The 20,801-nt window shown below is 41.8% G+C and carries 17 protein-coding genes; 3 read left to right on the top strand and 14 right to left on the bottom strand.

All coding sequences use genetic code 11. The annotated features are described in order from the left end of the window. Window positions 1-5: 5 nt before the first annotated feature. Both DL92_RS0106240 and DL92_RS0106235 read right to left on the bottom strand, forming a co-directional pair. On the bottom strand, window positions 6-215 hold the full coding sequence (locus tag DL92_RS0106240; RefSeq protein WP_026667210.1) for a hypothetical protein: 210 nt from the start codon (window positions 213-215) through the stop codon (window positions 6-8). A 118-nt stretch (window positions 216-333) separates the two neighbouring features. Then, window positions 334-1,158: a hypothetical protein gene (locus DL92_RS0106235; RefSeq protein ID WP_026667209.1), complete on the bottom strand. Its 825-nt coding sequence runs from the start codon at window positions 1,156-1,158 to the stop codon at window positions 334-336. Window positions 1,159-1,368: 210 nt separating this feature from the next. On the opposite strand from DL92_RS0106235, the gene yihA reads away from it, so the two are divergent. Then, entirely contained in the window at window positions 1,369-1,974 is a 606-nt protein-coding gene (gene yihA, locus DL92_RS0106230; protein WP_026667208.1) for a ribosome biogenesis GTP-binding protein YihA/YsxC, read from the top strand. Here the strand turns inward: yihA and DL92_RS0106225 are convergent. The 9 genes from DL92_RS0106225 to DL92_RS18440 all read right to left on the bottom strand — a co-directional run bounded on the left by DL92_RS0106225 (window position 1,966) and on the right by DL92_RS18440 (window position 13,524). Further along, on the bottom strand, window positions 1,966-3,597 hold the full coding sequence (locus DL92_RS0106225) for an alpha-amylase family glycosyl hydrolase (RefSeq protein WP_026667207.1): 1,632 nt from the start codon (window positions 3,595-3,597) through the stop codon (window positions 1,966-1,968). The genes yihA and DL92_RS0106225 overlap by 9 nt on opposite strands. 2 nt (window positions 3,598-3,599) lie before the next feature. After that, window positions 3,600-5,444, bottom strand: coding sequence for a diguanylate cyclase domain-containing protein (locus DL92_RS0106220; protein ID WP_026667206.1), 1,845 nt, complete (start codon window positions 5,442-5,444; stop codon window positions 3,600-3,602). A 136-nt stretch (window positions 5,445-5,580) separates the two neighbouring features. Beyond that, on the bottom strand, window positions 5,581-6,843 hold the full coding sequence (locus tag DL92_RS0106215) for a sensor histidine kinase (protein ID WP_155833820.1): 1,263 nt from the start codon (window positions 6,841-6,843) through the stop codon (window positions 5,581-5,583). Next, on the bottom strand, window positions 6,818-7,537 hold the full coding sequence (locus tag DL92_RS0106210; protein WP_026667205.1) for a response regulator transcription factor: 720 nt from the start codon (window positions 7,535-7,537) through the stop codon (window positions 6,818-6,820). The genes DL92_RS0106215 and DL92_RS0106210 overlap by 26 nt, the downstream gene beginning before the upstream one ends. Before the next feature lie 32 nt (window positions 7,538-7,569). Beyond that, on the bottom strand, window positions 7,570-8,100 hold the full coding sequence (locus tag DL92_RS20130; RefSeq protein ID WP_051625244.1) for a UBA domain-containing protein: 531 nt from the start codon (window positions 8,098-8,100) through the stop codon (window positions 7,570-7,572). A gap of 478 nt (window positions 8,101-8,578) precedes the next feature. Beyond that, window positions 8,579-9,427 (bottom strand): sugar ABC transporter permease, encoded by an 849-nt coding sequence (locus DL92_RS0106195; protein ID WP_026656821.1) that lies wholly within the window; start codon window positions 9,425-9,427, stop codon window positions 8,579-8,581. After that, window positions 9,427-10,926, bottom strand: a complete 1,500-nt coding sequence (locus tag DL92_RS0106190; protein WP_242838994.1) for a carbohydrate ABC transporter permease — start codon at window positions 10,924-10,926, stop codon at window positions 9,427-9,429. The genes DL92_RS0106195 and DL92_RS0106190 overlap by 1 nt, the downstream gene beginning before the upstream one ends. Before the next feature lie 112 nt (window positions 10,927-11,038). Beyond that, entirely contained in the window at window positions 11,039-12,358 is a 1,320-nt protein-coding gene (locus tag DL92_RS0106185; RefSeq protein WP_026656818.1) for an extracellular solute-binding protein, read from the bottom strand. Window positions 12,359-12,480: 122 nt separating this feature from the next. Beyond that, on the bottom strand, window positions 12,481-13,524 hold the full coding sequence (locus tag DL92_RS18440; protein WP_051625243.1) for a LacI family DNA-binding transcriptional regulator: 1,044 nt from the start codon (window positions 13,522-13,524) through the stop codon (window positions 12,481-12,483). Between the two features lie 313 nt (window positions 13,525-13,837). On the opposite strand from DL92_RS18440, the gene DL92_RS0106175 reads away from it, so the two are divergent. Together DL92_RS0106175 and DL92_RS0106170 are read left to right on the top strand one after the other, a co-directional pair. Further along, window positions 13,838-15,892 (top strand): beta-galactosidase, encoded by a 2,055-nt coding sequence (locus DL92_RS0106175; protein ID WP_026656817.1) that lies wholly within the window; start codon window positions 13,838-13,840, stop codon window positions 15,890-15,892. A gap of 13 nt (window positions 15,893-15,905) precedes the next feature. Next, window positions 15,906-17,204, top strand: a complete 1,299-nt coding sequence (locus DL92_RS0106170; RefSeq protein ID WP_026667204.1) for a galactokinase — start codon at window positions 15,906-15,908, stop codon at window positions 17,202-17,204. 96 nt (window positions 17,205-17,300) lie between these two features. On the opposite strand, the gene clpX is transcribed toward DL92_RS0106170, so the two are convergent. From clpX to DL92_RS0106155, 3 genes are all read right to left on the bottom strand, one after another. Then, complete coding sequence (clpX, locus tag DL92_RS0106165; RefSeq protein WP_026656816.1) at window positions 17,301-18,572, bottom strand: ATP-dependent Clp protease ATP-binding subunit ClpX; 1,272 nt, start codon at window positions 18,570-18,572, stop codon at window positions 17,301-17,303. Next, on the bottom strand, window positions 18,572-19,174 hold the full coding sequence (gene clpP, locus DL92_RS0106160) for an ATP-dependent Clp endopeptidase proteolytic subunit ClpP (RefSeq protein WP_026514654.1): 603 nt from the start codon (window positions 19,172-19,174) through the stop codon (window positions 18,572-18,574). The genes clpX and clpP overlap by 1 nt, the downstream gene beginning before the upstream one ends. A 118-nt stretch (window positions 19,175-19,292) precedes the next feature. Beyond that, a complete protein-coding gene (locus tag DL92_RS0106155; protein WP_026667203.1) occupies window positions 19,293-20,762 on the bottom strand; it encodes a DUF6056 family protein in 1,470 nt (489 codons plus the stop codon). Window positions 20,763-20,801 lie beyond the last annotated feature (39 nt).

Here is a 20,801-nt window from a genome sequence, read left to right as displayed (position 1 = left end):
CAAAATTAGTTTGCCATTTCGCTCTCTGTAGCGTCGGCATTATCTGCACTACCTATTGTGATAGTGTGGTCATCTTCTTCGGAAAAGCTGCTTTCTCCGCCTGTTCTGATAGTCTCAAGCGCAGCTTCTTTTTCCGCATCAGATTCTGCATTTTTGGATGAACATCCGGTCATTACCATAGCAAGTGCCAAAATGCAAATAAGCTTCTTTTTCATCTACTCGTTTCCTTTCAGAATGTTAATTTAATAATAACCTATATTACTCCATCCCTCTAGTCACAGCAATGAATTTTATTAGTATTTTTTTAACAATTTATATTTATTTTGTACTATATCAAAATTGCGCGCTTCTGTAAAACACAATATCCTTAGTTTCACCGTCTTTTTTAATCGCCACTTTAATATATAGCTTATCTTTAAGCTCCGGATCACTTGCTTCTTTCTCACCAATCACACCCTTGGGATAGATAGTATACTCAAAGTCGTAATTATCATATTCGCAAAGATATGAGCCATCTTCATTTTTGGTAATCTTATCAGGCCAAACCTGAGGATAACCTTCTCCGCCTCCGATCATTCCTCCATAGCTAAAATACATATCACCATACGTCTTTGCATTTTCCTTTTCAGCTTCTGAATTTTCTATCTTACTATAAACTCCTGCAAACTCAACCAAATCGCCATTCTCTATCGGATCGTCTCCGGGCTTTTTAGTATATTCCTGCCAGCCGTCAACCTCTTTTACTTTCAGGATATTCCCTTCAAGTTTATATTCATGAGATTCAATGCCTTCCTCTGTCGGAACTTCCCAATATATATTTTTATCATCCCATGTAATCCTAAAATCATCATTACCACGCACAAGCCCTGTTCCATCTTCATGTAAAGCATAAATAAACTCTCGTTCAAATACGTCATTTCCCTCATAATGCTCCTCTTTGTTTATTCTGGCATATACACCATAAGGTTCGCTTGACACACTATCACTTTTTGATGCCCCCAAGCTTTCTTCAGAAGAACTTTCTCCTGCCACATCAGTACTTGCAATAGCAGAAACCTCCGCAGTTCCCATGACATCATCAGATGCCACATCCTTTCCGGCCATGCACCCTGTCAACACAAGCGCCATGGCAATGCAACCAACAATCTGTTTTTTCATATAAACTCCCTTCTGTATAAAACAATCCCTTTCTTCATTAATCCTCTGTTAATATTTATCTCCCCATTATAACTATACGTCGCCGTTTTTCCAAGTTAAGCAAAGGACGTTTTCCCTTATGTGCAAGCGTTTTTTGCCTGTTTGAAGCATATAGTGTAGAATATACGGGAACCAAAAATCGAATTCAATTGATCATGGAGACAATACAAGATGGTAATAAAGAATGTAAACCTCGAGACAGTATGCGGTATCACAAGTACTCTTCCGGACAATCCGTACCCCGAATTTGCCTTTGCGGGAAAAAGTAATGTCGGCAAGAGCTCACTTATAAACGGCATAATGAATAGAAAAAATTATGCGAGAACTTCGCAGGAACCGGGTAAAACCCAGACAATAAACTACTACAACATAAACAACGAGTTCTATCTCGTAGACCTTCCGGGCTACGGCTTTGCGCGCGTTCCCGAAAAAGTAAAGGAGCAGTGGGGAAAGATGGTAGAGAACTACCTTCACACTTCCAAACAGCTCCTTCGAGTTTTTCTTTTAATAGATATAAGACATGAGCCCTCTGCAAACGACGTTCAGATGTACAAATGGATCGTGCATCAGGGATTCCAGCCTGTCATAATCGCGACCAAATCCGACAAGATCAAGAAAAGCCAGCACGAAAAGCACCTGAACATGCTCAGAAACGGCCTAGGTCTTCCGGACGATGTAAAAATCTTCCCTTACTCAGCCCTAAGTAAAGACGGCCGCGACGATATTTATGATTTCATGGATGAACTCTTAGCTGAGGCAAAAGAATCATCACTTTAATCTGATCATTGCAAAGCTCTGTGCCTTCAGCACAATCTTTGAACCACTGCGCTCTATCCTGCCGATTGAATAGACTTCTTCATAGTCGCCGTTTTCTATCGCGGGATAGTCCGCTGTATATTCAATATCTTTTTCACCGGGATTAACCATAATCACAAGACTGCCTCTCTTATAGACAAAAGGCTTATCTTTTCCGCTGCACAGAACTTCAAACGAAGCATCTGCGCACAGCTCTTTTTCTTTTTCCCTGATTGCAAGAATCTCTTTTACAACATTATACAAAGAAGTCTTATCATTCTGCTGTCCCGTAACGCTCGGACCGTTTTCATCAACAGGAAGATAGAGTTTATCCTTGGATGCGGCGGAAAATCCCATATTAACAGCACCTCCGTCCCACTGCATGGGAGTTCTGCTGCCTGTTCTGGTATATCCGCCTTCCTTTGTCGGAAGATTCTCAATATACTTCATCCCGATCTCATCGCCGTAATAAATAAACGGAACTCCGGGAAGCGTAAATATAGTGGCATACGCGATCTTAAGTTCTGTCTCATCAAGCGTCCTTGCAGGTCTCGGTGTATCGTGATTGCAGGTCATAAAGCATATATAGCCTGCGTCTTTTGTCTTCTCATATTTTGGAATATAGTCACTTAGAAAAGCCGATGCATCGCTGTCACCGTCTTTTTTGAAAAAGCTTCTGTCCCTGCCTTCGGTATTCTTCCTATCCTCAGCTATCGGAAATACATGGTACTTTTCAAGTGTCTCGTAATCTCTGAAAAGTCTGTTGTATCCATTCCCTGCATGATCGAGATAGAAATCCATATGAAATCCGGCGTCATTCAGAGACAGTTCGGGATTTGACCACTCAGATACCATCGCCGCATCGGGATATTCACTGTCAAGCATTGCCCTTACTTTTTTCCAAAGTGAGCACGTACATGTCTTTCTTTCATCATCGTCTTTTACAAGTGAATCTGCCATATCCACTCTAAAGCCGTCACATCCCATATTTAGCCAGAATCTCATAACATCCATCATAAGTTCCAGTGTTTTTTGCGGTTCGGGATCTTTGTAAGACATTTGCCAGCTCTCGGTCGGAGCGGCAAAACCATAATTGAGAGCGGGCTGCGACTTAAAGAAATTCAGCATGTACACGCCGTTTCTGTCACATTCCCCGCTTATGTAAGGATGGCCGCCAATACCTGACAGCCAGTATTCAGTCCAGATATATCTGTCGGAATGCTCGTTTTTCTTGGGCACTCCGTCTACAACGGGAATTGCTTTCCCGCTTTCTTTAAACCACTCATGTTCTTCGGATGTATGGCCCGGAACGAGATCTAAAAGTACGCGGATGCCCTTTTTGTGCGCCGTCTCAAAAAGGCGCTTTGCATCCTCGTTAGTTCCGTATCTTGAAGCCACTTTTTTGTAATCTCTCACATCGTAGCCCGCATCCTTGAACGGAGAGTCGTACCACGGATTGATCCAAAGCGCATTTGCCCCAAGGTCCTTGATATAATCAAGTTTCTCTATGATTCCCCCAATATCTCCTATTCCGTCATCGTTGGTATCATAAAAGCTCTGCGGATAGATCTCGTAAAATACTGCATTCTTAAGCCAACCGGGCATTGCTATATCCTACCTTTCCGTCTCCTTCTCTTATCCTCATACATCAAGGTATCTGCTCTGCTTATGTACTCATCCAAAGAAACTTTTCCTTTGCCTTCCGTCACAACATATCCAAAACTAAGCGACAGATCTACAGGAAGCTCTATCTTTCTGGAATCTCTGACTAAATTTTCTCTTATCTCAATGATGCAATCCTTTACAATCTCTTCACTCATGAATTTATCAATTATAAGGAATTCATCACCGCCAAGTCTAAAGCACATTCCCTCCGGGGTAACATGCTCTTTTAACTCATTGGAAGCACATATTATAGCTTTGTCACCAACTTCATGGCCATAAGTATCATTCAAATACTTAAGCATATCAAGATCGGAATAAAGGATAAGCATCTGTCTTCCTTCTTTGTGTCCGTCAGCGATAAGCTTCTCTGCATATTCACCAAATCCGAGTCTGTTATAAAGCCCCGTAAGAGCATCTTTTACAGAAAGATCCGAGAGCTTCTCATTGGCTCTTGCAAGACATTCTTTCTGATAAAGGATCTCCATTCCTGATAAAAATGTATTGATAAGATCAAAAAGGAACTGCTGCTCCATAAGATATATCGGGTTCTTCATTGCAAGATATCCCGCGCTCTTTTCCCTGAAGTGAATGGGGATAAACAGATAGCAATCGCCCCTGCCTGTTCCTTCGAAAGTCGGAAAAACATTTTTTATACAATCTTCATTAATATAAGCCGTATCAAATATCCACTCTTCCTCGGCAGTCTCAAACTGCGCCCAGAACTTGGGATCGAGGACCATTATGATATCTTCGCATCTGGATACTTTGACGACATCACGGATAACATCAACCATTTCTTTCATGCTGTCTGCATGAGTGATCCTTGAAGAAAGCTTTAATAAGTCATTTGCAAACTCTACGCTGCTCTCATTCCACAGGATATTGCCTTTCATCTGGGCACGACTGTCAACTATAATATCTGACTCGCAGTCGCAACTATCCCAATATATATTGGTGGATTTAATATAATTCTCCTGCTCAACAGGCTTTCCGCTCCATAGATCAAGGAAAAGCTGTATTGCCATCTCTCCGGCATCTTCTCTCTTGTAGCTTACGGTAGAGATTCTTGGAGAATAAAATCTTGCCTTGTCAAAATCATCAAATCCCGTTATATAAAAGTCCTCAGGACATTTAATTCCCTCTTCTTCCGCCTCGGCAAGTACGCCGACCGCAAGATTGTCATTGACACAGATCACCGCATCGGGCATCTTCTTTTTTGTCCCATACAGACTTCTAAACGCTTCTCTTCCATCCTTTATATCAAAGCCTCTAAATTCAAGAACATAATCCTTGTTCTTTTTAAGGCCCTTTTCTTTTGCAAAGTCAACAAGTGCCTTGGCACGTCTCTGACTCTCATAATTTCCTTCCGGTCCCATGACAAACCAAAAGCTCTTGCAGTTCTTTTCATTATATAAAAAGCTTATATTATCATACATGCACTGATAATTATTTACACCAACAAGATAGAAACCGTCTTCCTTTGCATTGATAAGAATAGCCGGTGTTCCGGAAGCCCTGACTCTTTCTATCACGTCATTTCTTACAGAAGGCTCTTCCGTGTTATTAAGTTCAACGATCACTCCGTCATAATCACAAAAATCAGGGAGACCAAAAATATTGTGTTCTCCCTGATTGTACAGCTCATCTGTGCTCCAATTGGCATAAGCGTTAAATACATATAAGTTTACATCTGCATCCGCTTCCTTGATCTTGCTGAGGATTCCACTTATCCATGCGTTAGTGATATATCGTCCCCAGCTTTCCATTACCAGAGCAACTTTCTTCATAAGCCCTTATTCTCCTAAATATCAAAATGCCACTTCGTAGACAAATGTACTTTTTGCCGACACACTTAGTATAACACACATCTTCAATAATTATAAATAGGGCAATTTCATTCTTTATGCTTTTTTAAGTCAATTTTTAAGACAAAACTATCATTATCCTTGTTCCAAGTTCCGTTCTTGAAACAACTTCAAAGTGTCCGCCATGCCTGTCAACTATCCATTTTGCTATTGAAAGGCCAAGTCCCGTCCCCTGAAAACTTCTGGCTTCATCGGCTCTGTAGAACCTTTCAAACATATGCTCAACATCTGTTTGAGTCATACCTATACCAGTATCCTGCACCATCAGATACGGCCTGTCGTCTTCGGTACGCCCAACTCCAAGTATTATCTCATCGTTTTTATTCGTATATTTTGCGGCATTATCCACAAGTATGCGCACCGCCTGTTTAAGAAGCGTACGGTCGGCATCGATCGTTATAAGTTCCGAAGCATCCCTAAACCTGTACGGATGCTCTTCATCTATTAAAAATGATTCCTCATATATTTCCTTCATCAGTTCATTTAAGAGAATGCTCTCTTTTTGCAATACGGTCTTTCCGCTGTCGCCCCTCGCAAGGAAAAGAAGCTGCTCAACCAGGTGGTTCATGTGCTCGGCTTCATTAGATATAGCCGCGATCGACTCATCAAGCACTTTTTCATCAGACCTGCCCCATCGCTCCAGCATTCCTGCGTATCCCCTGATAACCGCTATAGGAGTTCTGAGCTCGTGTGACGCGTCATTTACAAAGCGCGCCTGCTGTCTGTATGAATCCTGAAGTCTCGCTATCAGATGATTAACCGCCTGTTCTATTCCAAGAAGGTCCCTGTCGTTAAGGTTTATCGTTCCCTCCGGATCCGCATGTTCTATCGCATCCTCTATATGCCTGAATTTATCCTCCGAAAAAGCGAGTCTGTTCAGCTCATCCGCTTTCTCCGCAATCTCTCTTATCGGTCTGAGCGTGCGATGTGCCTTTCTAAACACGATCGGAAGCGAAAGCATAAGTCCTATCATCTGCAATACAAAAAGTGCCGCCACAAAGACAGCTATTCTGAAAGCTATCATAAAAAATTCGGCGGACATAAGCATTTCCCCGTCCGTTGAAAAAACACGATAGCATATATCGCTCAAATGCCCTGTTTCCGAATATAAGCTGCGATTATGATTAAAAAGTGAAAATTCCCCGATAACCTCCAGCTCTTTCATATATGCCCATCCCGCGTTCAGCAGGATGAACATGAGCAGATCCGTTTTTAAATATACTTTCGTCTTTGCCAGGCTTATCTGACCCACGATATGATGCGCGATAGACGTCATTTTTTTTGACGGGCGAACATTATTCTGCATCGGATTTGATGACATAGCCTACTCCCCTCACGGTCGTGATCATATTAACATCAAACGCATCATCAATCTTTGAGCGCAGATATCTTATATATACATCGATCATATTGGTTTCACCGACATAGTCATAGCCGCACACTTTCTCAAGAAGAGTGTCCCTCGAAAGCACAATGTCTTTATTCTTTAGAAGCATTTCAAGCATCAAAAACTCACGGTTTGTAAGCGAAATTATATGGCCGTCATAAGTAACCTCCCGCTTTTTCTCATCAAGTTTTAGTTTCTGCCAGGTATAAACGCCTTCTTCATTTGCGTCGGAAGTGCCTTTAGCTGCGCTCTCAGCGCTCACCTTTCCGTGAAGCTTAAGCGCAACCCTGACTCTTGCAAGAAGTTCCTCAATGGCAAAAGGCTTTGTGATATAGTCCACAGCCCCGCCATCGAGTCCCGATACTTTATCCATGACTTCGTCACGTGCGGTCAAAAGAATCGTCGGCGTCGGATTATCCTGCATCAATCGCCTCAGTACTTCCAGTCCGTTTAAACCCGGCAGCATGATATCAAGCAAAATAAGGTCGTAGTTTCCTTCGGTTGCCATCCTAAGGCCTTCGCGGCCATCGGCCGCTTTGCTCACTTCATACCCTTCATGCTGCAATTCAAGTTCGACAAACCTTGCAAGTTTGTCCTCATCTTCAACTATAAGTAAATGTGCCGCCATTTAATACTCCTGTCGTTATTGGTAGTGTTTCATTATGATTCCGAAGAATTGTGGTGAAATTCTTCCTTAACCTGCTCAGCGGTCTCTTTTGCCTTGTCCATTACATTGTTTGCGCCCTGTAGATTGTTTTTTCCGTAGAACTTATAATTCCAATCAAAGAACAGTGAAACCACAATAAGTACAAGTATAAACCACCAGCCGAGACCCAATATCAGAACCGCCGTCCAGAGCGGAAGGTCGATTACCTGCTCATCGTGATGCGAAACTTTCATATGATTGTTTGAAAGATAGTCGATCACTTTCTTAACGATTTCTTTGAACTTGGTTCCAAAACTCTCACCGCAGTCCTTACCATCACCTACGGGAACCATCTCATATCCGGGCTCACGTGTATATTCTGTGGAATGTACCTGCTGCTCAGGCTTTGCAACCTTGCCCTCTTTCTCCAAAACGATCATCGCATCAAGAAGATCTCCGTTTGCCTCAGCAAGTGCCGCCTTAGCCTCTTCATATGTTACGTTTGCTCTAGCTCTTAATTTTTCAATCTTTTCAAATTCATCCATGGTGTATTCCCTTTCTCTTTGTAAGAATGTTTTCTTTTGTTTACAGTAATCAATATAAAGGTCCCAAATTAAACAATCCTTTGAGAAAGATTAAAATCAGATTAATGTCAGATTATAATGATATCAATTAGTCCTCTTTAATGCAAAACAACTATTTCTTCCATTAGGAGGTCTGCTGCATTATATGAGTAGCTGCTAAAATCAGCATATAACAAGCAACAGACCTGTATGGCCATTCTTCACGGCCTGCAGCGACGGTATCAGTTTTAAAATGTGCAGTTTTCGGACGAGCAAGATGATTTTCAAATTTTAGAAAACCCGAAAATGCCGACTTCCCTGAGCAACGTCGAAAGGAGGCATTTTCGGGTTTTCTAAAATTATGAAAATCACTGCGCAGCCGACCACAAACATTTCAAAACTGATACTGTCGCTGCAGGCCGTGAAGAATGGCCATATAGGTCGTCCCTTTTATAAATAATCAGCCCTTTATCGCTCCGCCTGATACACCCTCGATGTAGAACTTCTGCATAAGCAGGAACAGTATTGATATCGGGATGGAGACGAGTAGTCCGCCTGCGCAGAATATTGAGAAGTATTTGTTGATAAGCGACTTATCAAGCATGTTATACAGTCCTATCGCAATGGTCCAGTCTTTTGAAAGTCCGGAATTGAGCATAAGCTTTGCGAGTACGAAATCTCCCCACGGAACAAGGAATGAAGCGATTACCTGATAAACAATTATAGGTTTACAGATAGGAAGTATGATATTAAGCATGATCTGAAGTTCATTGGCTCCTTCAAGTCTTGCGGACTCACGCAGAGATACGGGAATTGTATCCATGAATCCTTTGACAATGAGGAATCCAAGTCCGGAACCCGCCGAGTAAACTATGATCATACCGATGTGGCTGTTTGTAAGTCCGAGAGACTTAAGTACAAAGTACACAGCTATCATTGAAAGTACGCCGGGGAACATATTCAAAACAACGCTAAATACCATAAGTTGCTTACGTCCGGGGAATCTCAGGCAGCAAAATGCATAACCTACCATGAATATAAACACTGTGGATATTATGCAAGTAAAGACTGCTATGATAAACGTATTTTTAAACCATGTCACATACTGTACAACAGAGTCCGGCTTAAACAAAATGGTACTAAAATTCTTAACCGACCATGTCTCAGGGAAGAAATGAGATATGTCTATTCCCTTATATCCGCTGAAAGCCGTAACTACAAGCCAGATGATCGGTATTATCCATACAAATGTTATAAATGCCAACAGGATATGAAGGAGGCTTGATATAATAAATTTTTTTACTTTCATCACATGAATACCTCCTCTCTCTCACCTGCTACAATTCTGCTAAATGAAAGAATAGTAAATATCGAACATATCGAGAATACAATGACACCGATTACCGACGCCATCTTGTAATCGTAATACTCGTTTGTCAGTCTGAACAGCCACGTGACGAGAAGGTCTACTTCTTTTCCGTGTGAATTGGCCAGTGCCTGATCCGTCGTTACATATACGTCCTGCGTAAGCAGATAAATAATATTGAAGTTATTGATATTTCTTACAAAGTCAGTGACAAGCGTCGGTCCCTCAACGAACATAACATAAGGCATTGTTACGTTTTTAAATATCGCATACGGTGACGCTCTGTCGATCATTGCCGCCTCAATCTGGTCCCTTGGAATATTCAAAAGAATACCTGTAGAAATCAGTATCTGATACGGAATACCAACCCAGATATTTATAATGACAATCGTAACTTTTGCCCATCCGGGGCTGGTAAGGAACGGAATATATGAAATATTCTTACTTACAAGGCCTACATTCTGAAGAAACGCCGTTATGCCCATGCTTGAACATATAGAATTGACAATACCCGAATCCGCAAGGAAATTTCTTATCAAAAGAAGTGTTACAAACTGCGGCACGGCAATCGTAACTATAAATAACGTTCTCCAAAATCTTTTAAGTTTGATAAGTTTCGAATTGATGAGCAGTGCAATAAGGTGACCAAGAAGGAAGTTCGAAACCGTTGCAAAAAATGCCCACAAAAATGTCCATTCAAGAATTCTTCTGAATGCATATCCAAAAGAGGATGTTGTTGTCTGAGTAAACAGTTTTACAAAGTTTCTGAATCCAACCCAGGTAAACAGTTCACTCGGCGGCAGATGATTCTGGTCGTAATTGGTAAATGCTATAGTGATAAGGATCAATATCGGGATGATATTCATCAAAATAACGCCGAGAATAGGGAATGAAAGAAGTGTAATATGGAACTTCTCGCCCAAGAGCTCTTTGAAATCTTCACTGAAAGTATTTACATGCTTTCTTGCCTCCAGCAGAAGCTGTGTCCTGTACATGCTCTTAATATTGCTTACCCAGAATAAAAAGAACATGAAAATAATAAACAGTGCACCTACCGAGCCAAGCAGTATCATAAATGAATTGTCATAATCATTTACTGTATTCTGCATCGTCAGAGGATCGAATATGGCTTCTCTTTTCACCGTACCGAGTGTACTGAACTTAGCCAGATTCGGTGCGGCACCGAAAATGAGGTATACAATAAACAGCGCCTGCACAATAAATACAAGCACACCTTTCATAAACTGGTAATTGTATATATGCCCCAATCCCATGAATACGGTCGATAGTTTCACACAAGTACTGCCCTCTGCCAGACAAGTGCCCAATTCCTTGAAGTATTTTACGATCGGATTAACTTTGGGAGCCTTCTTAATACGAACAGTCTTTTGATTACGCGGATAATTTCTCTGATTATGCGGATAAGTCCTATAATTAGCCAATTATCTCAACTCCTTTCTCTTACCCTTTTACCTTTTTGACAAATATAACCCCATACCTCATTCGATATGGGGTTATACTTCATTGGCTAGTATCTAGCCCAAAATTCAATTATCAGTCATTGACCGGTGCTGTAATACCTTCAACTGCAGTATCAAGAAGTTGCTGAAGATCTGTCTTGTCAGGATTGCCGCTTGCAAGAATCTGCCCGAGTGTCTCAGCAGGACTCCAGTAATTTCCGCCAATAACCTGAGGTGTTGAGAAAGGTGCCTGCGCTGCAAGAGCTGAAATAGCCTTATCACTCTTAACCGCATCAGATGAAGCTGCATTAATATTGGAAGGTCCGAGGTTTCTTGCCTCAAATCTTGCTGTCTGAACTTCCTCTGAAGTAAGGTACTCAGCAAGAAGCATAGCCCAACCGATATTCTTTGCATGAGGATTTACACCGATAAGCTTAAATCCGGAATATGATGAAAGCTGGCAATCTTTGCCACCGATCTTCATTGTGGGAAGCTTACTTGCTTCGTAGTTTGCTCCCCAGGCATCCTGTGCAACCTGTGCATTCCAGATACCGTTAATAGCCGCACAAACCGTACCGTCCTTAATTCCTGTAACGGTAGTGCCGTCATCCATATTTACAACAACACCTGAAGCAACTGCATCAAGGATTGCCTGACATACGTCAACACCGCCCTCTCCGTTCCAGTTGCAAGTGTTTGTCTTTCCGTCTTCATTAAGTGTAGCGTCAAGGCCGACTGCCTTAAAGAAACCGTAAAGGTACCATCCGTTCTTAAACTCGATAGCAATCTTCTTGCCTGCAGCCTTTGCATCGGCGATCATTGCTTCAAGATTGGAAGGGTCTTTGATAACCTCACTGTTATAGAACATAAAGTAACCGTTATCTGCCGTCATAGGATAAGCATAAAGCTTTCCGCCTACTGTTGCGGCATCAACAGAAGTCTGAACATTGGCATTCTTTACATCATATGTGTAAGTAGCCAATACTTCCTGAAGTGCTCCCGCATTAACCAGGTCATTGATCTGGTCATGTGCAAATGTATATACATCCGCAGCAGCCTCAACGTCTGTAAGGACTTTATCCTTAGCTGTAGACTCTGACTCTGCGCCGAGTGTAATGTTAAATGTTACATCAGGATAAAGAGCCTTGAAGTCATCAATAACTCCCTGTGTGAAATCCTGATCTTCCTCAGAAGCCCAAAGTGTAAGATCCACCGGTCCCGTTGTACTGCTGATAAGGTTCTGAACTGCGTCCGCAGAAGCTGCGCCATCCGTTTCCCCGCTATCTCCTGAGCTTTCAGCTGTTGGTGTTTCAGACTCTACCGTGTCATTGGCAACCTCAGGATTGCCACACCCTGTAATAGCAGCTGCAACCATCATAGATGCCAAAGCAATTGATAGAAACTTCTTTTTCATAATCGTTTCCCTCCTAACAATTATAAGTAATATAAAAAGTTCTTCTGCCTGTACTATTGCGCAAAAATCACACGCAAACGGTTGTCCATACTATTATATTTTACCTTTTTTACGGGGGTGTATCAATGTTTTTTTGATAATGTAATCGGATTTACGCTTTTTTGTGTGGACTCTTTCAGTAATACTTCATAGCCAAGAAGGCTCTTTTCCGGAGCCTCTTCACCGTCTATAAGTCTGAGCAACGTCTTACACGCAACGTTTCCAAGTTCCTTCGGATCATACTGAAGAGCTGTGACCTGAGGCTGATTTCCCGAAAGCAGATCGCTGTTATAAAAAGACGCAACTCCGACATCCCCGGGAATATTCACGCCATCTCGCCTGAGTTTCAAAATCACATCACGACATATTCTGTCATCCATACATACTATACACTCTGCGTCTGCTTTGATCGCTGCATCGACTGCTTTTTCCACTTCTTCGGAAGTTTCGTTTCCAAGAAAGAGCATATCCGACTCAACTCCGATACCTGCTGCCTTAAGCCCCATCTCGAACCCTTTCTGTCTTGTCGTATTTACCATGTGGCCGAGTGCGCCGCCGATCAGAACCGGCTTTTTATAACCGCATTTTATCAGAGCGGTTGTCATCTCCATGCAGGCATTCTCCTGATCGTTATCTACCTGAATAACACCCTTTTCTTTGCTGCTTCCGACCGTAACAAACGGAATATTCATGCTTTTTAAGTACTTAACTGCAAGATCGTCCACCATTGTTCGACCAAGGATAACGCCGTCCGCTTTTTTATTCTCGACGATCCTCTTTAAATGAGAAATATTATCCTCATATACAAGCGAGATCAGGACATCATAGTCAGTAGCCGTAGTAACCTCGCAAACTCCCGCCATGCACCTCTGGAAAAAAGGAAGTGCATACACATTCGAATCTCCGGGAATAGCCCAGCATATATTATATTTTTTCTGGTCCGCAAGCCCTTTGGCCATTGGATTTGGCCTGTAATTGTTTGCTTCTATATATTCAAGGACTCTCTTCCTTGTTTCGTTTCCTATTCTGCCCTTACCGGAAATTGCACGGGAAACCGTTGTTTTTGACACCCCCAACGCCTTCGCAACATCCCCGATGGTTATATTCTTTTTTTCATTCTCTCCCATCCGATAAAACCTCTTTTAATCGATATTTAAAATAATACTTTGCTTTTTTTAAACTCTGTGTTATACTTTGCGCAATTGGTTGTCTTGTTTGAAATTTAGCACTTTATCATTTTTTCGTCAACCGCAATTGTTACTTGATTTTTCATGTTGGCTGCTAAATAAAACCAATTTATATTTGATATGAAATTCCTATCAAATAAAAAACTGCATCTTGTGTTTGTTGCATATACGAATATTTTTTCTCATTTTTGACATATTAAGCGAATTTTTTTATAAAATATATATACAAAGGTTTTTTATGAGGTGAATTGTTATGAAATCAACTTTTTTTGGTGCTGCTTATTATGCTGAATATATGCCTTATGACAGAATAGATACCGACTTCCAACTTATGAAGGATGCCGGCATGAACGTTATCAGAATCGCTGAATCCACATGGAGTAATTGGGAGCCTTCCGATAACGTATTTGATTTTACATATTTACACAAAGTTCTTGATGCGGCCGCAAAATACGATATTTCGGTCATCGTAGGTACGCCTACTTACGCTATACCTTCATGGCTTGCAAAGAAATACCCCGATGTCATGGCCGTAACTCCTGAAGGACAGAGCATCTACGGACGCAGACAGCAACACGATATCACCAACCCGCATTTTCTTTTCCATGCTGAAAGGATCATCAGAAAGATGATGGAAGAAGTTGCGGCAAATCCGCAGGTTATCGGATATCAGATTGATAACGAGACACGCTCAGGAAACGGATATTCTCCTGAAAATCAAAAGTTGTTCATCGAAGAGATGAAGAAGAAATATCCCGACATCAATAAATTCAACGATGAATTCGGGCTCAATTACTGGAGTAACCGCATTGAATCATGGGATGACATGCCCGATATCCGCGGTACCATAAACGGTAGTCTTTCCGCTGCCTACAAGGCGTTCCTCAGAGACAGGATAACCGAGTACCAGAAATGGCAGGCAGACATCATAAATGAGTATAAGAGAGACGATCAGTTCATCACTCACAATTATGATTTCTCATGGGATGGATTTTCTTACGGCATTCAGCCTCTTGTTAATCAGCAGGACGCTGCAAAAGCCGTTAATATTGCCGGAGTTGATATCTACCATCCCACTCAGAACAGATTCGACGGCGCAACCATAGGTTTCGGCGGTGCCATCGGAAGATCACTCAAAAAGGATAATTACCTTGTACTTGAAACACAGTCTCAGGGCAGACTTGACTGGCTCGCATATCCCGGACAGCTCAGACAGGCTTATTACAGCCACCTTGCAAGTGGAGCAAACGGTGTTATGTACTGGAATTGGCATTCAATCCACAATTCCCTTGAGTCCTACTGGAAAGGGATCATAAGCCACGACCTGATCCCCGGTGAAACTTATAAGGAGCTTGCCTTTGCAAGGTCTGAAGAGCTTAAGATAGACGAGCATTTACAAAATCTCAGGAAGCACTGTCCTGCTGCCATTATCGCAGATAACAGAAGCCTTGTTGGTCTGGATGAATTTCCTATTGACGATGTATCTGATGCAAGCGTCGGGGAAGATGACTGGAGCCCTAAGGAGCTTAGTTATAACCATATACTTCGCTGGATGTACAATGCCTGCTACAAGATGAATCTTGAAACAGATATTGTTTACAAAGACGATATTATTAATATGGATCCGGAGGAGCTGGTTAAAAAATATCCTCTCCTGATAGCACCTTCACTCTACTCGGCTACAACAGAACTCATCGATTCTCTTCGCAAATATGTTGAGAAAGGCGGAAATCTTGTACTTGGATTTAAGAGTCTTGTCTCTGATGAAGAGCTTAAGATTTATCCCGATGCTCTTCCTTATAACATGACAGACATGGTCGGAGGAAGCTACGATCAATTTACAAGACCCGTAGATACAACTATAAAGATCGAAGGAAGAGAATTTAATGTTTCTCACTGGATGGAACTTTTGAGGCCTCAGGGCACAGGCGAAGAAATCTGGGGTACCTACGTACATCCATGTTGGGATAAATATGCCGCAATCCTTCATAAGAAACTCTATGAAAACGGAAGCGGAACCGTAACCTATATCGGATGTTACATGAAATGCGAAGGTCTCACTTCGATACTGAAAAAACTTATAAGAAGAATAGGCCTCTCCGTACCCGAAGAAATATTCCCTATTATAGTCAAATCGGGAACCAATGCTCTCGGTGAAGAGATAACCTACTACTTTAACTACTCTCCCAGAATTGAGCTTATCTCAATATTTAAAGACTGCACGGAACTTATAAGCTCGGATAACTACAACCGCGGAGACAGGATCAGTATCGGACCTTGGGGTATTAAGATATTTGTCAACAGATGAGGGTTAGGAAAATATGAAAACACAGGACTTGATCAGTTATATTGAAGATGGCAGATTAAACGATAAGCTTCTGGATATCTATCTTGATGAATCTCTGATTGCTTATCAGACAGAAAGATATATCAAGGCAATAAAAAGCTATGAGGATACTTTTAAGTCAACTGCCGGATACAACGATGATGTATGCATAATAAATGCACCGGGACGCACAGAGATAGGCGGTAATCATACCGACCATCAGCACGGCCATGTCCTTACGGCATCCATCAACTTAGACACTATCGCCGTTGTAGCAAAAAAAGCCGACATGATAAATATCAGATCCGAAGGCTACAACAACATGATAAGCTTCAGCCCTGATGACACAGCTATAAACATGGCTGAACACGGTTCTTCGCTTGCCATGGTAAAAGGTGTTCTCGCCGGAGCCAAAATGAACGGATTTGAAATAGGCGGTTTTGATGCTTATATTACAAGCGATGTGCTTAACGGTTCAGGTCTTTCATCTTCTGCATCCTTTGAGACAGTGATAGGTACTATCATCTCCTCATTGTACAACGAGGGTAAGATCGATCCGATGACCATTGCAACAATAGGTCAATATGCAGAAAATATATATTTCGGTAAGCCGTGCGGCCTTATGGACCAGATGGCCTGCTCTTTCGGAAAACTCAGTCATATAGATTTCAAAGTTCCCGGCACTCCAAAGGTTGAAACCTTAGAACTTGATCTCGATGCAGCAGGCTACAGTCTTTGCATCACAGATACAAAGGGAAATCACGCAGACTTAACTTCGGAATATGCTGCCGTTACCAAAGAAATGAAAGCCGTAGCGGAAGAATTCAGGAAAGCCGTTCTTGTAAATGTTCCTGAATCCAAAGTTATTGAATCCATTCCCGCTCTTCGTGAAAAGCTCGGAGACAGAGCAGTTCTTCGTGCTCTCCACTTCTACGAAGAGAACAAGAGGGTTATAAAACAGGTTGACGCCCTCAAAAACAATGACTTTGCTACATTCCTGAAAACCATAAAAGAATCCGGTGATTCATCATACAAATTCCTTCAGAACGTATATACCAATCAGGACGTTCAGCACCAGGGTATTTCACTTGCTCTTTGCATCAGCGAGACCATACTTGGTGAAGACGGCGGTGTATGCAGGGTTCATGGAGGCGGATTTGCCGGAACAATTCAGGCTTTTGTTCGTAATGACAAGGTCGAAGAATACAAAAAAGCCCTCAACGATATATTCGGCGAAGGAGCATGCGTCGTTCTTAAGATCAGAAAATACGGCGGAATGAAAATTGATATTTAAACACTATTTGTTTTAAATATAAACCCCACTAAAAAATGAGCCATGACTTTAAGTCATGGCTCTAAATCTATCTTTTTTCTCTGTTCTGCCTTGCAATTATTTTGCGGGCTTAAGAAGTTTTCCCTGTTCTTTGTGAACAATAAGAGGCTCACTTGTTCCGTCAACGGAATTGTCAGTGATCACACACTCGCTGATTGTTTCATCGGAAGGAATCTCGTACATAACATTCATCATAGTCTTTTCCATGATGGAACGAAGTCCTCTGGCACCTGTTTCTCTCTCGTATGCCATCTGCGCAATCTTATCAACAGCGCCTTCCTCAAATGTAAGCTTAACATCATCAAAATCAAAGAGCTTCTGATACTGCTTAACAAGAGCATTTCTGGGCTCTGTAAGAATTCTGACAAGTGCTTCCTTTGAAAGACCTTCAAGTGTTACCGTAATAGGCACACGTCCGACAAACTCCGGAATAAGTCCGAATTTAACAAGATCCTGAGGTGTAACCTCTTTGAGAACTTCTCCGATTTCTCTTTCAGACTTGTCAGCAATCTCAGCGTTAAATCCGATTGAGTTGCGGTCGAGTCTTGCCTCAACGATCTTATCAAGGCCGTCAAACGCTCCGCCGCAAATAAACAAGATATTACTTGTATCAATCTGAATAAGCTCCTGATGAGGATGCTTTCTTCCGCCCTGCGGAGGCACGCTTGCAATAGTACCCTCAATAATCTTAAGAAGTGCCTGCTGAACACCTTCACCCGATACGTCTCTTGTTATGGAAACATTCTCGCTCTTCTTTGTGATCTTATCGATCTCATCGATATATACAATGCCGTACTGCGCTCTCTCGATATCGTAATCAGCATTCTGGATAAGCTTGAGCAATATATTCTCAACATCTTCTCCGACATATCCTGCCTCGGTAAGCGTTGTAGCATCAGCAATCGCAAAAGGTACATTGATTATCTTGGCAAGTGTCTGTGCAAGGTATGTCTTACCCGATCCGGTAGGACCTACCATTATGATATTACTCTTCTGAAGTTCAACTTCCGACTTATCTTCATTCTTTGGAGCCAATACTCTCTTGTAATGGTTGTATACGGAAACAGCAAGAACTTTCTTAGCTTCCTCCTGTCCGATAACGTACTCATCCAAAAAGTTTCGGATTTCTACAGGCTTCAAAAGATTTATCTGCTGGTCCCTCTCAACTACTTCGGGCTCATCGTCGAATTCCTCAGCGATGATGTCCGAGCAAATCTCTACGCACTCGTCGCAGATATATACACCTGCAGGTCCCGCTATTAATTTTTTTACCTGATCTTGTGTCTTATTACAAAAAGAGCACTTGATCTCTCCCGGTATCTTTGCCATTATTTATTTTCCTCTTTCTTAGGACGGTTCTCAACTATAGAATCAATCAACCCGTATTCCAAAGCTTCCTGCGCAGTCATCCAGTTATCTCTTTCAGTATCTGCAGCAACCTGCTCGAAAGGCTTTCCTGTATTCTCAGCAAGCATCCTGTTCATTTTCTCTTTTGTTCTGATGATATGCTTTGCAGCAATCTCAATCTCAGTAGCCTGACCTTGTGTTCCTCCCAAAGGCTGGTGGATCATAACTTCCGCATTGGGAAGAGCCATTCTCTTGCCCTTTGCTCCGCCTGCAAGAAGAAACGCTCCCATACTTGCAGCCATTCCTATACATATTGTGCTAACGTCACATTTTATATAATGCATTGTATCATATATAGCCATTCCGGATGTAATCTCTCCCCCGGGACTGTTAATATACATATGAATGTCCTTATTGGGATCTTCAGCTTCAAGGAACAGGAGCTGAGCTACAACTGTACTGGCTGATGCGGCATTAACTTCTTCTCCGAGGAAAATGATTCTCTCTTTCAAAAGTCTGGAGTAAATATCATATGACCTCTCACCGCGACTTGTCTGTTCAATGACGTAAGGTATTAAACTCATTTTTTCTTCCTTTCTAGCCTAAAAATAAAATTCCAATTTCCATTATACCAATAATTTTATAAAAAGAGCATAAAAATTTCCCGCAAACTGATATTTACGGGAAATTTTTCATAGCATCTCACTCTTCAAGATAAACAATCGTAACGGTATTAAGATCATAAAAGCCTGCCGCAGACCTGTTCACCCACTCTCCGGCTTCTACTCCAAGCCCCATTCCATAGGTGGAATATGCCGGTCTGTAAGGTCTGACATAAATAACGGCATCGCTTCCTTTTTCCGCCAAAGTAAGCGACGAAAGAACATATTCGCGAGCGGCATAGTTTTCCTGCAATGCCCCTGTCCTATAATCGTCATATGAAGCATACGACATTCCGCTCTTAATATCTTCACTTAATGCCGAATGAAGGATCAGTGCAAGCAATACTCCTGCAGCAAGCACTCCCGTTGCGATACGATCTGTCTTTCCTTCAAACTTCTCCGAAAGAAACTGTGCAAGCACCGCCACTACAAGAAAATACATAAACTTCGCCACAATCTCATAAGAACTTGCGGTTCTCATGTTGATAACTTCATCCACATGATATCCGAAACATACGGGAAACATGGTGAAATATCTCGCAAACCATGTTCCGACAAGAACGATCACAAGATTTAACACCGTAACTTTTCCCTCAAGCACCTTAACCTTATAAATAGTGAAGATCACAAATGCCAAGAGCAGCATAAGAATAAACACAGCACTTGTAAAAAGGATCTTGTCTTCGGAAACGATACATTTAAAAGTATCCCTAAGTGCGTCAAAAAATGTACTGTGGCCTTCCTTCAGGTCTTTCTCCGCTCTTCTATAGTTTCCGGGAGCAAGACCGTTTATAAGTGTTCCTACAAACGATACGCCCGCCGGTATAGCAATCTTTTTATCCTTGATAAATTCTTCTCTTTTAAGTATCACTACTGCGATAAGCCACGAAAGATCAGCAAGTACAATATTAAGCGATCCTCCGCTTGCCAAAAATGCCAATATGGCGCTTACAACAAGATATCCATTTTTTTTCTTTCGTATATACAGGATACTCAACGAAACAGCAAGCAGACCAAGGGTTAATTCCGTCAGATAATTAAGTCCGCCGGTATACCAGTAAAAAAGCTCTCTTCCACTTGGCGTATTCGCCATGGAAAAAACAGTCGCAAATATTGCAAAAGAGGCTCCGAGGCACGCGGTATTGTCTTTTATAAGGATTTTCAGAAGAACCATAAGTGCAACGCAGAAAGCGACAGCGTTTAGGATCATGTAAAAATGAAATCCCGGAAGTCCACCTCTTGTATATGCCCTGATAAAATGAATCAGATAATTAAAAAGATATGTTCCCTGATTTACATTGTAATATTCAACCATCTTATGTGCGGCTGCAACCACGTTGGATCCGTATACATCCGCAGCATCCGCAGCTCCACCCTCAAAGCTGAAATCATCTTCACACAGATATGTATAACCACAGCCCACTATAACAGGCACAACTGCACAGAATATTCCGATAATGAATATCCCCGCAAATATTTTCTTATACTTGTTAAAAAAAGACTCTATCATACATCCTCCCGGTTCCACATAAAACTAATGGCACCTATT

Source organism: Butyrivibrio sp. AE2005 (assembly GCF_000686965.1).
Lineage (GTDB): Bacteria > Bacillota > Clostridia > Lachnospirales > Lachnospiraceae > Butyrivibrio > Butyrivibrio hungatei_A.
The sequence above is the reverse complement of the archived record's forward strand: the minus strand, read 5'-3'. Positions and strand labels throughout refer to the sequence as shown.

Bases quoted from the DNA above. Each gene is read 5' to 3' on its own strand.
- clpP (WP_026514654.1), bottom strand. From the start codon at position 19,174: ATGAGTTTAATACCTTACGTCATTGAACAGACAAGTCGCGGTGAGAGG.
- DL92_RS18440 (WP_051625243.1), bottom strand. From the start codon at position 13,524: ATGGGAGAGAATGAAAAAAAGAATATAACCATCGGGGATGTTGCGAAG.
- DL92_RS0106235 (WP_026667209.1), bottom strand. From the start codon at position 1,158: ATGAAAAAACAGATTGTTGGTTGCATTGCCATGGCGCTTGTGTTGACA.
- clpX (WP_026656816.1), bottom strand. From the start codon at position 18,572: ATGGCAAAGATACCGGGAGAGATCAAGTGCTCTTTTTGTAATAAGACA.
- yihA (WP_026667208.1), top strand. From the start codon at position 1,369: ATGGTAATAAAGAATGTAAACCTCGAGACAGTATGCGGTATCACAAGT.
- DL92_RS20130 (WP_051625244.1), bottom strand. From the start codon at position 8,100: ATGGATGAATTTGAAAAGATTGAAAAATTAAGAGCTAGAGCAAACGTA.
- DL92_RS0106155 (WP_026667203.1), bottom strand. From the start codon at position 20,762: ATGATAGAGTCTTTTTTTAACAAGTATAAGAAAATATTTGCGGGGATA.
- DL92_RS0106225 (WP_026667207.1), bottom strand. From the start codon at position 3,597: ATGCCCGGTTGGCTTAAGAATGCAGTATTTTACGAGATCTATCCGCAG.
- DL92_RS0106195 (WP_026656821.1), bottom strand. From the start codon at position 9,427: ATGAAAGTAAAAAAATTTATTATATCAAGCCTCCTTCATATCCTGTTG.
- DL92_RS0106185 (WP_026656818.1), bottom strand. From the start codon at position 12,358: ATGAAAAAGAAGTTTCTATCAATTGCTTTGGCATCTATGATGGTTGCA.
- DL92_RS0106240 (WP_026667210.1), bottom strand. From the start codon at position 215: ATGAAAAAGAAGCTTATTTGCATTTTGGCACTTGCTATGGTAATGACC.
- DL92_RS0106215 (WP_155833820.1), bottom strand. From the start codon at position 6,843: ATGTCATCAAATCCGATGCAGAATAATGTTCGCCCGTCAAAAAAAATG.
- DL92_RS0106210 (WP_026667205.1), bottom strand. From the start codon at position 7,537: ATGGCGGCACATTTACTTATAGTTGAAGATGAGGACAAACTTGCAAGG.
- DL92_RS0106175 (WP_026656817.1), top strand. From the start codon at position 13,838: ATGAAATCAACTTTTTTTGGTGCTGCTTATTATGCTGAATATATGCCT.
- DL92_RS0106170 (WP_026667204.1), top strand. From the start codon at position 15,906: ATGAAAACACAGGACTTGATCAGTTATATTGAAGATGGCAGATTAAAC.
- DL92_RS0106220 (WP_026667206.1), bottom strand. From the start codon at position 5,444: ATGAAGAAAGTTGCTCTGGTAATGGAAAGCTGGGGACGATATATCACT.